This is a genomic window from Salegentibacter mishustinae, assembly GCF_002900095.1.
Classification (GTDB): domain Bacteria; phylum Bacteroidota; class Bacteroidia; order Flavobacteriales; family Flavobacteriaceae; genus Salegentibacter; species Salegentibacter mishustinae.
Genome location: NZ_LLKN01000002.1, coordinates 2,512,465 through 2,527,191 on the forward strand (window position 1 = coordinate 2,512,465; position 14,727 = coordinate 2,527,191).

The 14,727-nt window shown below is 36.6% G+C and carries 15 protein-coding genes and 2 tRNA genes; 3 read left to right on the plus strand and 14 right to left on the minus strand.

Going from position 1 to position 14,727, the window contains the following annotated elements:
• Nucleotides 1-18: 18 nt before the first annotated feature.
• The 11 genes from APB85_RS14070 to APB85_RS14120 all read right to left on the minus strand — a co-directional run bounded on the left by APB85_RS14070 (nucleotide 19) and on the right by APB85_RS14120 (nucleotide 8,787).
• Nucleotides 19-101, minus strand: a tRNA-Tyr gene (locus tag APB85_RS14070).
• Nucleotides 102-301: 200 nt separating this feature from the next.
• A tRNA-Thr gene (locus APB85_RS14075) sits at nucleotides 302-375 on the minus strand.
• 100 nt (nucleotides 376-475) lie between these two features.
• Nucleotides 476-778 carry a ribosome hibernation-promoting factor, HPF/YfiA family gene (gene hpf / locus APB85_RS14080; protein ID WP_057482057.1) on the minus strand — a complete coding sequence of 101 codons (303 nt, stop codon included), beginning with the start codon at nucleotides 776-778 and terminating at the stop codon, nucleotides 476-478.
• Nucleotides 779-807: 29 nt separating this feature from the next.
• Nucleotides 808-1,701 (minus strand): tyrosine-type recombinase/integrase, encoded by an 894-nt coding sequence (locus APB85_RS14085; protein ID WP_057482058.1) that lies wholly within the window; start codon nucleotides 1,699-1,701, stop codon nucleotides 808-810.
• 98 nt (nucleotides 1,702-1,799) lie between these two features.
• On the minus strand, nucleotides 1,800-1,994 hold the full coding sequence (gene rpsU, locus APB85_RS14090) for a 30S ribosomal protein S21 (RefSeq protein ID WP_037316435.1): 195 nt from the start codon (nucleotides 1,992-1,994) through the stop codon (nucleotides 1,800-1,802).
• A 90-nt stretch (nucleotides 1,995-2,084) separates the two neighbouring features.
• Nucleotides 2,085-3,254 (minus strand): acyl-CoA dehydrogenase family protein, encoded by a 1,170-nt coding sequence (locus APB85_RS14095; protein ID WP_057482059.1) that lies wholly within the window; start codon nucleotides 3,252-3,254, stop codon nucleotides 2,085-2,087.
• Nucleotides 3,255-3,375: 121 nt separating this feature from the next.
• Nucleotides 3,376-4,242 carry a ComEA family DNA-binding protein gene (locus APB85_RS14100; RefSeq protein WP_057482060.1) on the minus strand — a complete coding sequence of 289 codons (867 nt, stop codon included), beginning with the start codon at nucleotides 4,240-4,242 and terminating at the stop codon, nucleotides 3,376-3,378.
• Between the two features lie 12 nt (nucleotides 4,243-4,254).
• On the minus strand, nucleotides 4,255-6,333 hold the full coding sequence (locus tag APB85_RS14105; RefSeq protein ID WP_057482061.1) for an amino acid carrier protein: 2,079 nt from the start codon (nucleotides 6,331-6,333) through the stop codon (nucleotides 4,255-4,257).
• A 170-nt stretch (nucleotides 6,334-6,503) separates the two neighbouring features.
• Nucleotides 6,504-6,734: a PspC family transcriptional regulator gene (locus APB85_RS14110; RefSeq protein WP_057482062.1), complete on the minus strand. Its 231-nt coding sequence runs from the start codon at nucleotides 6,732-6,734 to the stop codon at nucleotides 6,504-6,506.
• Nucleotides 6,735-6,752: 18 nt separating this feature from the next.
• Entirely contained in the window at nucleotides 6,753-8,033 is a 1,281-nt protein-coding gene (locus APB85_RS14115) for a DUF2851 family protein (RefSeq protein WP_057482063.1), read from the minus strand.
• A 43-nt stretch (nucleotides 8,034-8,076) separates the two neighbouring features.
• Nucleotides 8,077-8,787 (minus strand): SGNH/GDSL hydrolase family protein, encoded by a 711-nt coding sequence (locus APB85_RS14120; RefSeq protein WP_057482328.1) that lies wholly within the window; start codon nucleotides 8,785-8,787, stop codon nucleotides 8,077-8,079.
• Nucleotides 8,788-8,856: 69 nt separating this feature from the next.
• On the opposite strand from APB85_RS14120, the gene APB85_RS14125 reads away from it, so the two are divergent.
• The 3 genes from APB85_RS14125 (at nucleotide 8,857) to APB85_RS17215 (ending at nucleotide 10,064) form a co-directional block, all read left to right on the plus strand.
• On the plus strand, nucleotides 8,857-9,411 hold the full coding sequence (locus tag APB85_RS14125; protein WP_057482064.1) for a hypothetical protein: 555 nt from the start codon (nucleotides 8,857-8,859) through the stop codon (nucleotides 9,409-9,411).
• A 114-nt stretch (nucleotides 9,412-9,525) separates the two neighbouring features.
• The gene (locus tag APB85_RS14130) at nucleotides 9,526-9,720 is read left to right on the plus strand and encodes a hypothetical protein (protein ID WP_057482065.1); all 195 of its coding nucleotides are present in this window, start codon (nucleotides 9,526-9,528) and stop codon (nucleotides 9,718-9,720) included.
• A gap of 125 nt (nucleotides 9,721-9,845) precedes the next feature.
• Complete coding sequence (locus tag APB85_RS17215; protein ID WP_146035384.1) at nucleotides 9,846-10,064, plus strand: hypothetical protein; 219 nt, start codon at nucleotides 9,846-9,848, stop codon at nucleotides 10,062-10,064.
• Nucleotides 10,065-10,158: 94 nt separating this feature from the next.
• On the opposite strand, the gene APB85_RS14140 is transcribed toward APB85_RS17215, so the two are convergent.
• The 3 genes from APB85_RS14140 to APB85_RS14150 form a co-directional block, all read right to left on the minus strand.
• The gene (locus APB85_RS14140; RefSeq protein ID WP_057482067.1) at nucleotides 10,159-12,255 is read right to left on the minus strand and encodes an amino acid carrier protein; all 2,097 of its coding nucleotides are present in this window, start codon (nucleotides 12,253-12,255) and stop codon (nucleotides 10,159-10,161) included.
• A 171-nt stretch (nucleotides 12,256-12,426) separates the two neighbouring features.
• The gene (locus tag APB85_RS14145) at nucleotides 12,427-13,407 is read right to left on the minus strand and encodes a PLP-dependent cysteine synthase family protein (RefSeq protein WP_057482068.1); all 981 of its coding nucleotides are present in this window, start codon (nucleotides 13,405-13,407) and stop codon (nucleotides 12,427-12,429) included.
• An 81-nt stretch (nucleotides 13,408-13,488) separates the two neighbouring features.
• On the minus strand, nucleotides 13,489-14,721 hold the full coding sequence (locus APB85_RS14150; protein ID WP_057482069.1) for an ABC transporter permease: 1,233 nt from the start codon (nucleotides 14,719-14,721) through the stop codon (nucleotides 13,489-13,491).
• Between the last annotated feature and the right edge of the window lie 6 nt (nucleotides 14,722-14,727).

Sequence of the window (14,727 nt, forward strand, 5' to 3'; positions counted from 1 at the left end):
AAAACCGAATCAATTAAGTGGGGAGAGCAGGATTCGAACCTGCGAAGTCGAAAGACAGCAGATTTACAGTCTGCCCTCGTTGGCCGCTTGAGTATCTCCCCAATTTATTTTTCCACTATTTCATAGAACCGTAGCCGGCGTGCCAGCTAAGCTTTATGACGGTTTGTTTTTTTAACGGCTGCAAATAAACGTAATTTTACAGCACCGTCCAAAGCATTTTTAAAAATTTTTCTATAAAATTTTTAGCAACTTAATTTTCAATAAATTAAGCTTAAAAAAATACTTACTTCAAAATTTCAAGAGCCGATGGAGGGACTCGAACCCACGACCTGCTGATTACAAATCAGCTGCTCTAGCCAGCTGAGCTACATCGGCCTTTACGCTACTTTTCAGCATAAAAAAGTCCGCTATTTCTAACGGACTGCAAATGTATATAAATTATTCCTTTCACAAAACAATTTTTCAAAAAAAATATCTAAACATGCGCACTTAATTTTTCCTTACGCTTAATTAACTGCCGTTGCAAGGATGAAGCACATTCATCTACACATTCTTCAAATTTCTTACACGTTTTCTTAACCATAATGTCTCCACCAGGAATGCTCAATAAAATCTCGGTAATCTTGTTATCTTTTCCACTGGTATTTTGAACCTTTAGAAAGACGTCAGCATAGATAACTTTATCATAGTAATTCTCAAGCCTATCCAATTTTCGTTGGATGAAATCAATTAATTTTTGATCGGCGTTGAAGTTGACAGACTGCACATTTACTTTCATATTCTGTAGAATTTAATTAAACAATTATTTCAATTGACCTTTTTATTCCGTGGATGCGCCATTTGATGCACCCTACTAAGCTCTGAAATGCTATTATGAGTATACACCTGCGTAGCCGCAAGGCTTGAATGCCCAAGCAATTCTTTTACAGCGTTAAGGTTAGCGCCCTGGTTCAATAAATGTGTTGCAAACGAATGCCGCAGGATATGCGGACTTCTCTTTATTTTGCCAGATACCTTACTAAAATAATTATTTATAATTCTATAAACAAGACTTTCATATAATTTAATACCTTTTTGGGAGACAAATAGATACGGCATCTCCTGCCCGGCTAAAATATTTTCACGTTCCTTTAAATAAACCTTCAAGTTTGAAATCACACCCGGCAGGATTGGAATAATTCTTTCTTTTTGTCTTTTACCCAAAACCTTTAACTGCTTCCCGGCAATATTCACATCCTGGACTTTAATATCTATTAACTCTATACGCCGCATCCCAGTGGTGTAAAAAAGCTCCACGATTAGCCTATCTCGTAATCCTTCAAAATCTGAAGTATCAATCTGTTCTAACACTTTTGTTATTTCAGCTTCAGAAAAAGGAACCTGGATCCTGGAAGCGGTTTTTAAAGCTTTGTGTTTTGCTAATGGCGAGAATTCTATATCACCTGTTTTTTGCAAAAAGCGATAATACGCTTTTAAGGAAGAAATTTTGCGGTTTATGCTTCGGTTAGAAACTCCCTGATCTACCAGACTAATTATCCAATTTCTAATCTGAGAATAATGTAATTTACTTAAATCTTTTTCTTCAAATTCATAAAAGATAAATTCTGAAAAAGATTCTAAATCGGCTTTATAAGCAGTGAGGGTGTTGGGAGAATATTTTTTCTCTAATTGAAGGTAATCTATAAACTGGGAAAAGGGCATAAAAAAACTGTTGATAGACAAAGTTAGCAAACTTTAATCTATCAACAGTTATATTGCTTTTCCGAATAACTTCGGAAAAATTCGATTATATCCTTTTACTAGATATCTTCCTGATCTCTCAAATGCTGAATGTACTCGGCTTTTTGAACCTGAGCTCTCTTCGCAACAGAAGGTTTCGTGAAATGCTGGCGGCTTCTCAGCTGGCGCATTGTTCCGGTTTTATCGAATTTTCTCTTAAAACGCTTCAGCGCTCTATCAATATTTTCTCCGTCTTTTACTGGTATTATTAACATAGTGTCATCACCCCCTTTCTTTAGAAATAGGCTGCAAAGATAATTTAAATCTAAGAACCTACAACCAATATTTTAATTAATTCTTTCAGTCTATTTTGCCGCTGGCTTATACTCTTTTTTATCGATCACCATCTTGGCTATGATTTCCCTAAGTATCTCTGAAGTTCCTCCTCCAATAGGCCCTAAGCGGCTATCTCTAAACATTCTCGCTAAAGGATAATCTTCCATATACCCATAACCACCTAATAATTGCAGGCAGTCGTAAATAACCTTATCGGCCATTTTAGTAGAAAGTAGCTTAGACATACTGGCTTCTTTCACCACATATTGCCCATCATTAAGTCGCTTAGCAATAGAATAATTAAATTCCTTATTCATTTCCACTTCGCTGGCCATATCGGCTACCGAATGTCTTAAAGCCTGGAATTTATCTATGGTGGTACCAAAAGCTTCTCTTTCGGCCATATAACCTAAGGTATAATCCAGTGCGTATTCAGCACGAGCGTGAGCGTTGATTCCCATAATAAGGCGCTCTAAAGCAAAATGCTGCATAATATAAGAGAAGCCTTTCCCCTCTTCTCCCATAAGATTTTCAGCAGGAATTTCAACATCATCAAAAGCAAGTTCAGCCGTATCTGAAGCTCTCCAGCCCAATTTATCTAGTTTTGAAGCAGAAATTCCGGCAGTATCCCTGTCTACAATAAAAATACTCATTCCTTTATTTCCTTTGTCAGGATCAGTTTTGGCAGCAATTACCAAATAATCTGAATAAACCCCATTTGTAATAAAGGTCTTGGAACCGTTAAGAATATATTTATCTCCTTTTTTGATCGCGGTACTACGCATTCCCGCAACATCAGAGCCACCAAAAGGTTCGGTAATACAAAGACAACCAATTTTTTCGCCTTCAATACTGGGCGTTAGGTACTTTTTCTTGATCGCATCGTCTCCTTCTTTGTTTACGTGCGTCATTGCTAAATAGGCGTGAGCCCACATAGCAGCTGCGAAACCACCGCTGTTTATCTTTTGAAGTTCTTCCAAAAAGATTACGGTATAGAAAATATCAAGATCCATCCCGCCATATTCTTCCGGTTGATTAAGGCCAAAATAGCCCATCTCACCAAATTTTTTCCAAATAAAACGCTCTATAGTTCCAGATTTCTCCCATTTATCAATATGCGGAACCACTTCTTTTTGCAAAAAGTCCTGAAAACTTTTTCTAAAAAGTTCGTGTTCCTCGGTAAAATACATTGTATTCATGCTAATTTCTTTTTTCTTTTATTTTCAAATCAAAGCTATTTTCAAAACCTTAATTAAATCAATGTTTGATTCTATTAATTTTTGATAAGTTAATATCTCCATAGCCTAATATTCCGAATATTCAATTTAAGCTCAAATATAATTGAATTCTATCGATTTTATCTGAAGGAAAACTTTCTATTTTTGATAATTCCTCAAAAGATTCAATTTTTTCGTATAGCTGTCGATAATCTATAATTTCACGAGCTAATTCGTACTTAATATAAGGCACCTCTAACAGTTCTAAAAGCCTGGCCTGGTTAATATTTATTAAGCCAAAATTTTCCTTCCCGATAACACGAAAATGTCTTTGAAGCTTTTCCCGGGTTTCATAGTTTAAACCATAAATATCTTTTAATTGCAATTCACTTCTGAAACCACCAATTTTATTCCGATAATTTAATATTCTATTTGCCAACACCTCACCTATTCCATTTACTTTTTGTAGGTCTTCCGTTTCAGCTTTATTTAAATCTGAAACAGAAATTGGAGTTGTTGTTTTTACTTTGCTTTTTTTCTTCTCAGCCCCAATCACCCAATCCGGGAACTTAAAATAAGGAGCAATTGAAGCAAGTAAAGAATCTGAAACACCCGTAACTTTTTGAAAATCTTTTGCAGAATTAATCCAATTATCACTATCTCTAAACTTATGAAGCCTATCAATTTCTTCTACACTCATTCCTAAAGTATAAGCTTTAAAATCGGTTATATAATTTGGATTAAAAGGATAGATCTTTACAGAGTCTGCTTCAGCCCTGGCTAGTTTTATAGAATCTATCTGCGCCTGAAAAGACTCTAACTCTTCCGGGTTTAAACTTTCAGCTGAGTCTTCAGTAGAAAAATCTAAAAAATAATAGATCGCCTGGAGTACGATTATAATTATCACCAAAAGAAAAATCCCATTTTGTTGGCTCCTGTTGAACACAAAATGGGATTTTATCGATTTCATAATTTCACAAGATTAGCTGGCTTTTGCCTCTCGTTGTTTCTTGAATAATTCTCCTGCTTTTAGCTTTCTGGAATATTCATTAAGATCTCTTCTAACTTCACTAGACATAATATAAAGTCCTATTATGTTCGGGAAGGACATTGCCAGGATCATCATATCAGAGAAGTCTAATACGGCTCCTAAACTAATGGAAGCTCCTACTACAACAAACACAAGGAATAATATTTTATATGCTAATTCTGTTTTTTTACTTTTTCCGAACAGGTAAGTCCAGGAACGCATCCCGTAATAAGACCAGGAGATCATTGTTGAAAATGCAAATAAGAAAACCGCCATTGCCAACACATATGGGAACCAGGAAACTACACTCGCAAAAGCATCTGAGGTTAATTGAACCCCACCTACTCCTTCAACTTCGTGCATCCCAGTAAAGATCAATACTAAAGCGGTTAAAGTACAAACCACTACGGTATCAATAAAAGGTTCTAATAAAGCTACAAAACCTTCAGATGGCGGATGATTTGTTTTTGCTGCCGAGTGGGCGATCGCTGCCGATCCCACACCTGCTTCGTTAGAGAAAGCTGCACGTTGAAAACCAACAATTAGCACTCCTATAAATCCACCTTTCAATGCTGTGGCGTTAAATGCACCATCGTATATAGCTCCAAATGCCGGAACAACATTTTCTATGTTTATAAATATCACCGTTAAAGCACCAAGAACGTAAACTGCAGCCATAAATGGCACCACTTTACCGGTAACTTTAGCGATACTTTGAATACCTCCAATAATAACAATACCAACGAGCACTGCTACTCCAACTCCAAACCAGAAACCATTACCGATTAAGAAAGTAAACTGTCCGGAAAGGATTTCAAAAGACTGATTGGCCTGGAACATATTTCCACCACCAAAAGAGGCACCAATACCTAAAATCGCGAAAAAGGCAGCAAGGAATTTACCTAAACCACGCATATTTCTTTTTTCAAGTCCGTAGCGCAAATAATTCATTGGTCCTCCAAAGATTCTTCCTTCAGAGTTTATAAAACGATATTTTACACCAAGTGTACATTCTACAAATTTTGATGCCATACCAAGTAAACCGGCAATAATCATCCAGAAAGTTGCTCCTGCACCACCAAGGGAAATTGCAACAGCTACACCGGCAATATTACCAAGACCTACGGTAGCAGAAACTGCGGTAGCCAGCGCCTGAAAGTGGGTAATACTACCTGGCGCGTTAGGCTCGTCATATTTCCCTCTAGCAAGTTCTATAGAATGTTTAAATCCTTTAAAGTTGATGAAACCCATCTTTACGGTAAAGAATGCTGCTCCAAAGATTAACCAAACTACAATAAAAGGAATATTATGTTTTTGTGGAGTTCCGTTAGGATTTGTTAAAATCTGAGGTTCATCATATTGAATTTGAGCCAACATATGGGCATTGGTTTCAATAAGGTCGGCACTATTTTGATAATCCCAAATCGTTTCTCCTTCTCCTACCAGATAATCTACTGTTCCGGTAGCATTAGCCATAACTTGCAGATCACCACTATTTTGAGAGCCAACGATAGCAATAAGGTCACCTTCTTCTACGTGAGCTCCTTCTTCTACTCTCCATTCTTTTAAAGTAAATTTATCTTCTGCATCGGCGCTCCAATCTGGAGTAGGAACTAACCTTTGTTCCGCATACACCTTTGGATCGTAGATTCCTACAGCAGTAAATGGATCCCAGAAAAGAATAGCCGTCATTCCCTCTACAATTGGAACAAAAGTACCATTGAAATGTTCAGTAATGGCTTCAGCTTCTATTTCAAAACTTCTGGTAACAGAGTTGTTTTGGCTGTCGGTTACAGTAACTTCGTAAGGCACACCTTCAGTTAAACCTTCGGCCCGCGAAGACTCTAGCGAAGTTTCGGGGTCTGACCACTTGTATTGATAGGGAGGTTCACCTCCTGTTACTTCAAGGTCTATAAACCCGTTGTTAATAATATTTGAAGGATTGCCAACTTTGGCCTTCACATCCAGTTCTTGTGCATTAATCGCCAAAATTGAAAACAAAAAGAACATTGAAAGTAGATACTTTCTCATACAGTATATGGGTTGTTTAATTTAGAATTAATATTTCCGCGAAGCAAGATGCTAAAAAATTAGGCTTTTTCAAATTTTTGGGAGTTAAATTGTAAAGATATTGTTAAATAATATTTGAGGAAATTCGCCCTATCTCTGTTTTAATTATAAAAAATGCAGTCAAATCTAGCTTATAAATCAAAAACTGAAGTTCTTTTAGTATACACTAAGTCCTTAAGCTTTAACCAAAAGGCCAAAACTAAATAAACCACAAACCAGGAACCCAGCGTAAAAAATGAAGCATAAATAAAAAACAAACGTACGCTTTTAGCGCGCATCCCTAATTTATCGGCTACACGCGAAGACACATAAAAGCCGCGTCTTTCAAAATAATATCTAATATTATGCACCATTTTTGTCATCACTACAAATATAACATTTTAAGCTTTTCCTTGCAGCAATTTTACACCAATAGCACAATCCAGGCATTTATTAGCTTCACAATATATCTTTTTTAATTGCACCATTGCCTGGGATTGCAGGGAAGTCTCCACACAGCCTTCTCGAAGCTTTTTAAAATTTTGAACGATCTTATTATTCTCAGCAGGAATTTGTTCTATTAAAGAAAGCAACTCCTCCACTTCATCATTTCCAATTGCTCGGGAATAACAAAAACGCAGCGGAATAATAGTATTGATAAGCACCAGGTCTTTAAAAGCATCACTTAAAACCTTCTTTCTCTCTTTGTGTTTCTTCGGAAAGGTATAATGTGAATTCCAGAATGATGAAGTTCCTATATCCAAAATAGAATAAATCGCTTTTAAAGATTTTGAAGCCACTAATTCCGAAAATAAATTTTTATGCTTAAAATAAAGAGAAGCTAACTGAGACAACCTGATGTTGGGAAAATTATCTGGGCGAAGTCTAAAATATTTAGGCCGAATTACTCCGGAATTAGTTAGTTTATATTTGTGACTTAAATAAGCATACTCCTTTTTAAGCTGATTAAAATAAGGGATATTGAACTGCCTGTCCAGCAAACCACACTGCCCAAAAAGCAAAGCTTCTATTTGAAGACTATGCTGAGCAGCTTTTTGTACAACCGAGAAATCTAAACTTTGAGCCATACTTAGAAATGCATCTCCATTAAGGTTGAGCCCAAAGTTTTTAGCTAACATCTGGAATAAAACCGCCTCCCAATTATTTTCAGATTTTAGCAGTAAATCCTGAATAAGAATAGATTTCTCTTCCAAACGTTCCAGGTAAAGGCGTTCCTGCCAGTGCCGTAGGGTGAAATAGTCTATATATTTAAAACTTTTCTCACAATTAATCCAGCTTTGTGAAAAAGCAAAAAGCTTTTGATAGCCAGTAATCAAGTCTCTATCTACAAGGTTTTTTAAACTTAAAGAAGGAATCGAAGTTTTATTATGCCGCCTTACTTCTACATCATCTTCCCAAACTACATGTAGAATTACATTATCGTAATTCTTATCTTTTTCGTGCTGATGAAAATACCAATCTGAAGCTTTGGTGTGTAACTCCACATTTCCCGCCCACACCTGCTCTCCTATTTTTAATCGGGCATTAAAAAAATCGGGGCCAGAATTAAAATTATGAGTACCGCTGTCTATAAGAAGTACTTTTTCTCCCTGCGTTGTTTCAGCATTGGTGAAATCGAATTTCTTGTATTTCCAGAGATAATGTAAAAAGTCTTCCCGCATCTTTCAAAATTAAAAAAATGCGATTCAAAATGGAGCTTTTAGGTTACTGCGGTAGCATTTGGGGGATTTCATCTATAATTTCATCTACCCAATAACGGTACATCAGGCCGCTAGGATGCAACCCATCTTCAGCAATAAGATCGGCATCGCGTTCGGCTTCACGAGAAATTGGAGTAATGTTATAAAAATCGACATTAAATTCTGCAGCCACTTTCTTAAAAACAGAATTAAATTCATCGATTTCAGCTCCAATAGTTTCGGCATTTTCCTGTCCAAAAGGCGTCACCCCATAGTCTGGAATACTTAAAGCAAAAACCCCTTTTTCTCTTCTTTTAGAATGATTAAGCGCCAATTTAAAGATCTCACGCAATTCCTCTTCGTAATCTTCAATGCTCTTTCCCTGGTATTGATTATTCACACCAATTAAAATAGAAACCAAGTCAAACTTCCTGGTATAATTAAGTTCAGATCGCATGGCGTTTAAAAGATTTCCGGTAGTCCAGCCCGTTTTAGCTATAATCTTAGGCGGTGCAACTTTATAGCCATTTTCATTTAGACGTGCTACCAGCTGTACCGGCCAGCGTTTGCTTTCAGGAACACTTTCTCCAATAGTATAAGAATCTCCCAGCGCGAGATAACTGTAATTCATACCTGAAGGATTATCTGTACCAGATTCTGTGTTGGTATTTACTGAATTTGACGAACTACAACCAATTAATAAAGCTGCGAAAAGTAGCAAGTATAAATTTTTCATAGGAAATATTTCTAAGGCAATAATTAATGTATTTTGCAGCAATTTATGACTTTTACATCATTTTTAAATATGAAATTCTATTACTTTTTATTCTTTTTCAGTACGGTTTTAATGGCCCAAAATAGTCCGGTGGAAGAATTTTGGCACAATTTGCAAGACCATTGCGGTAAATCTTATGAAGGCACTATAAGCCAGGGAATGGGCAACGATAATTTTGATGGGAAGACATTAATTATGCACGTAAGATCATGTAAAGAAAATGAAATTAGAATTCCATTTTTCGTAGGAGAAAATAGATCCCGAACCTGGATTTTAAGACTTCAGGATGGCAAAATTCAGCTTAAACATGATCACCGCAAACCCGATGGCAGCGAAGATAAAATAACTCAGTATGGCGGCACGGCTTCTAATACCGGGTTAGCAAACATCCAGGTATTTCCTGCTGATGAAGAAACGGCCGAATTAATTCCCGCTGCAGCAACTAATGTTTGGTGGATTACGTTAGATAAAGAAATTTTCAGATATAATCTAAAGAGAATAGGTTCTAAAAGTAATTTAACGGCAGAATTTAATCTCTCCAAACCTTTAAATACTCCAGAGGCACCGTGGGGATGGGAAGAGTAATAGAACTTAAAATATTTTAATAAGCTCCGTTTAAATTCAGGTTAAATTTTACAGTAAAACTCAATTTTAATGATTTGTTTACCTTATTTTTAAAAGAAAACCGGCAGGTAAACTATGAAACCTAATCAAAAGAAGGAGGTTGAAACCAGGGAAACTTCCAAAAAGGCACAGTCTAATTCTGAAGCGGACCAGGAGAAACCTAAAAATGCCTTTATTCGATTCTTTTCAAAAATGGGATATTCAATTTGGATAGCGGTAATGGTAGTAGGCGGTATAATTGCCTTCCTGATTTCCTTATTGGTACTATGAAAAGCTTAAAATGGTCCTTTTTTATATTTTGTATTCTTTTTACTCTTCTGCAAACTCTTTATTTTTTTGAAATCCCACTCCCCGATTTCATCAATTTCTACCTGGCAAATTTTCTTTGTATACCTATGGTATTAAGCATTTGTCTCTACGCGATACAGTTCTTTAAAAAAGACAAAACTTTACGTTTAAACCTTTTTACCGTGCTTTCAGTATTTGCGATGTATGCCATTTATTTTGAATTAATTCTGCCACCACTGCACTGGAGATACACGGCCGATATTATTGATGTGTTTCTATATTTAATTGGAAGTTTTCTCTTCTATTTTCTTCAGAAATTACCATAAGTAAACTACCTCGAAGCGAGCTCACGAAGTATTTAAAAAAGAATATTCAGGCAAACATCGTAGGATTAAAATCTCTAATATGAGCTTAGCTTCCTTAAGCTGCCTTTCTGAATTTTTTACTAATATAAACTTCCCCGGCCTTAAGTCTATCCAGGTAAATTTTCATATCGTTTCTTACTTCAGAAGACATGATATACAAACCTATAATATTAGGAAAGGACATAGCTAAAATCATCATATCTGAAAAGCTCAAAACTGCCCCCAAACTTGTTGTTGCTCCAAGAACTACGAACAATAAGAACATCACTTTATAAACCATTTCTGATTTTAAACTCTTCCCAAATAAATAGGTCCAGGATCTCATTCCATAATAAGACCAGGAAACCATAGTAGAAAAGGCGAATAAAAATACGGCGAAAGCGAGAACTGCCGGGAACCAGGAAATTACACTACCAAATGCATCTGAGGTAAGCTCTACCCCTCCAAGTCCGTTTACTTCGTGCATACCTGTAAAAATAAGAACCAAAGCAGTCATGGTACACACTACCATGGTATCAATAAAAGGTTCTACTAAAGATGTAAAACCATCGGCTATAGGATTATTAGTTTTAGAAGCACTGTGGGCAATAGCAGCAGAACCCACCCCGGCCTCACTGGAGAAAGCGGCACGTTGTAGTCCAATAATTAACACCCCAATAAATCCTCCTTTTAGAGCATCGGCAGAGAGTGCACCATTAAAAATTGCAGAAAATGCTCCACCTATATTCTCTATATGAGTACCAATTACAATAGCACACCCCACAATATAAACCATTGCCATAAAAGGAACTACTTTGCCTGTAACCTTAGCAATACTATTAATACCCCCAATAATTACTACTCCCACAAGGATAGCAAAACCAACTCCGAACCAAAATCCGTAACCTTCTAGAAAAGGTAGTTGTTCAGAAACAATCTTAAAGGCCTGATTGGATTGCAGCATATTACCACCACCAAAAGAAGCTCCTACTCCCAACACTGCGAAAAAAGAAGCCAGGAATTTCCCCAGCCCTCTCATATTTCTTTTTTCCAGGCCATAGCGCAAATAATTCATTGGGCCACCAAAAATTCTTCCCTCGTCATTTATAAAGCGGTATTTTACTCCAAGTGTACATTCCACAAACTTCAGGGACATAGCGAAGAAACCTGCTAAAAACATCCAAAAAGTTGCACCGGCTCCTCCAAGGGAAATAGCCACCGCAACACCGGCAATATTACCCAAACCTACTGTTGCAGAAACCGCCGTGGCCATAGCCTGGAAATGCGTAATGGTTCCCGGCGCATTTGGATCGTCATATTTTCCTCTGGCAAGATCTATTGAATGTTTGAATCCGCGAATATTTATAAAACCAAGTCTGAAGGTAAAAAAGATACTCCCAATAATTAGCCACATTACAATAAAAGGGATCGCATTCTTTTTTACATCTCCGTTAGGGTGTAATAATGGTTGTGGCTCATCATAAATTACTTCAGCAAAAACATGAGCATCCTGCTCTACCACATCACTGGTACTATTGGGATCAAAAATTACATGGCCTTCCTTTATGAGGTAATTCAATTTTCCTTTTACCGGAGAGTAAACATCAATCTCTTCTCCTGTATTGGTTTCCAGGATAGCAATCTTGTCGCCTTCATCAACCTCTGCCTTTTTATCGACTAGCCATTCTTTTAAAGTATAGGAATTATCACTGGTTGCATCCCATTCAGGGATAGGAATTTGTTTACTGGGTGTATATACTACAGGATCAAATAATCCCACTGAAGCAAAGGGGTCCCAAAATAAAATTCCGCCTAGAAAATCTACGGCAGGCTGGACATTACTATTAAAAATTTCGGTAATAGATTCTGCTGGAATCGTAAAGGACTTAGAGATGGAATTATTATTAGCATCGGTAACTTTAACAGAGTGCTCCATTCCCTCTATCAACCCGGTAGACTTCCGGGCATCTAAAGCAGTAGATTGATTACTCCATTTGTATTGATAAGGCTTTTTACCTCCCTGCACTTTTACTTCGGCAACACCATCGTTAATTTCACGAGAAGGATTTGTAAGATCTACTTCTATTTGAAATTCTGTATTTTCATCTACCTGTGCATTTGTAATGGCTGTTAGCATTAGAAATATACTCGTAAAAAGCCATAAATTCCTCATAAACAAAATCTATTTTATTATTACCTAATTTAAAAAAATACTCTTTTAGATGGCGGTTAATAGTTTACTAAATTTTCAACCAATCAATTTTTTTAGTAAAGTCTACTTTTCTGGAACCAAAATCATCTTCTGAAAAAGAACGTACTAACTCGCTTTAAGCCGACAGTGGTATTAATCAATAAAACCCTGTGCTTTCATCCATTCATCGTTGAAAATTTTTCCAACATACCTACTTCCATGGTCGTGAAATAAAACAACTACTACATCATCTTTGGTAAAATGCTCTTTTAACTGAAGTAATCCTTTTGCCGCAGCTCCAGCCGAATTTCCTAAGAAAAAGCCTTCTTCTTCAGCAAGTTTTCGGGTATAAATTGCCGCATCTTTATCGGTCACTTTAGTGAAGCCGTCAATTACGCTAAAATCTACATTTTTTGGCAAAATATCTTCTCCAATTCCTTCAGTGATATAAGGATAGATCTCCTTTTCATCGAACTCACCGGTTTCATGGTATTTCTTAAAAACTGAACCGTAAGTATCAATTCCCCAAACTTTAATATTCGGATTTTTCTCTTTTAAATATTTACCAACTCCAGAAATAGTTCCGCCGGTACCAACACCTACAACAAAGTGAGTCACTTTTCCATCGGTTTGTTCCCAAATTTCCGGCCCGGTACTTTCGTAATGTGCTTTAGTATTGGCCAAATTATCATACTGATTCACGTACCAGGAATTTGGCGTTTCCTCGGCCATTCTTTTAGAGGTTGAATAGTAAGAACGTGGATCTTCGGGTGCAACTTCAGTAGGGCAAACAATTACTTCGCAACCTACAGCTTTTAGAATATCAATTTTCTCTTTACTCTGCTTATCAGAAAGTACACAAACCATCTTGTATCCTTTCACAATTGCTGCAAGCGCCAGACCCATCCCGGTATTCCCGGAAGTTCCTTCAATAATAGTCCCGCCTGGTTTTAATTTCCCACTAGCTTCCGCTTCTTCTACCATTTTTACCGCCATACGATCTTTAACCGAATTTCCAGGGTTAAAAGTTTCATATTTAGCTAAAACAAGCGCATCAATATCTTTAGTGATCTTATTCATTTTAACCATTGGCGTATTACCAATAGTTCCCAATATATTTTCTACGTAATCCATTTTTTTTATTTTTGAAGCTGCAAAGGTAAAAAATTGAATTTACTTCAATAGAAATACCTAAACCACTTTATTTTTTAAACTTTATTCAAACTTAATTGCTCTTGAAGGAGAAATCTTCGAAATTATTATTGAAGGAATTATAAGCATTAGCATACATAAAACCAATGTTCCCAGGTTTACTGCCAGAATATAGTCCCAGTTTAAATAAACAGGAACTTCTGTCACGTAATATGTACTGGGATCTAGTGGAACGAGCTTAAAATACTTCTGAAGCAATAAAAGCCCCAGCCCAATTAAGTTCCCCCAAAAAAGTCCCTTAATAATAAGGTAACCTGCGTTATAAAGAAAAATCTTTCTAATGCTCCAATCGTTTCCACCCAATGCTTTTAAAATACCTATCATTTGGGTGCGTTCCAGTATTAAAACCAGTAAAGCGGTAATCATATTTATTCCCGCTACCAGGATCATAATTCCGATAATCAGCGCGATATTAAAATCGAAAAGCGCCAGCCATTCAAAAATAGAATAGTATGTCTGGGTAATGGTTTGTGTGTCTAAAAAAGAGCCGGTGTTCTCATAAACTTCCTGGCCTTTTTTATCAATTTCATTAAAATCATTTAGAAAAACTTCAAAATTCCCTACTTGATTTTCTTCCCAGCGATTAAGACGCTGAATATGCCGAATATCGGCCAGCACATATAGTTTATCAAACTCCATAAACCCCGAATCGTAAATTCCGGTGATCACAAAACCACGGGTTAAAGGGCGTTCGCTGCCATCCCTTAAAAAGTAAGTAGGTATTTTATCACCAACATTTAATTGAAGCCTATTGGCCAGGTATGAAGAAATTAAAACCTCATCATTAAGTTTATCAGCAACATTTGGCAGCTCACCTTCTACCAGAAAATCTTTAAAATAATTCCAGTTATAATCGGTTCCCACCCCCTTTACAATCACTCCTTCAAAATCGGTTTCGGTTCTAATTATCCCAAACTTAGTAGCTACCGCCTGAACGTGAGCAATACCTTCAACCTTATTGAATTCAGGGTAAAATTCCTGGTTTTTATCTACAGGGGTAAGCGTAACCTGCGAACTATTATTGTCGTAATTTGAGATATTGATATGCCCATTAAAGGCGGCGATCTTATCTCTTATTTTTTCCTGCAAACCAAGCCCGGTGGCAAAAGAAACGAGCATCATTACCACTCCAATTGCAATTGCCATAATTGCTATTTTTATAATAGGAGCAGAAATACTACTTTTATGGCTCTTACCGCCAATTAGGCGTTTAACAACAAAAAATTCAAAATTCAAACTATC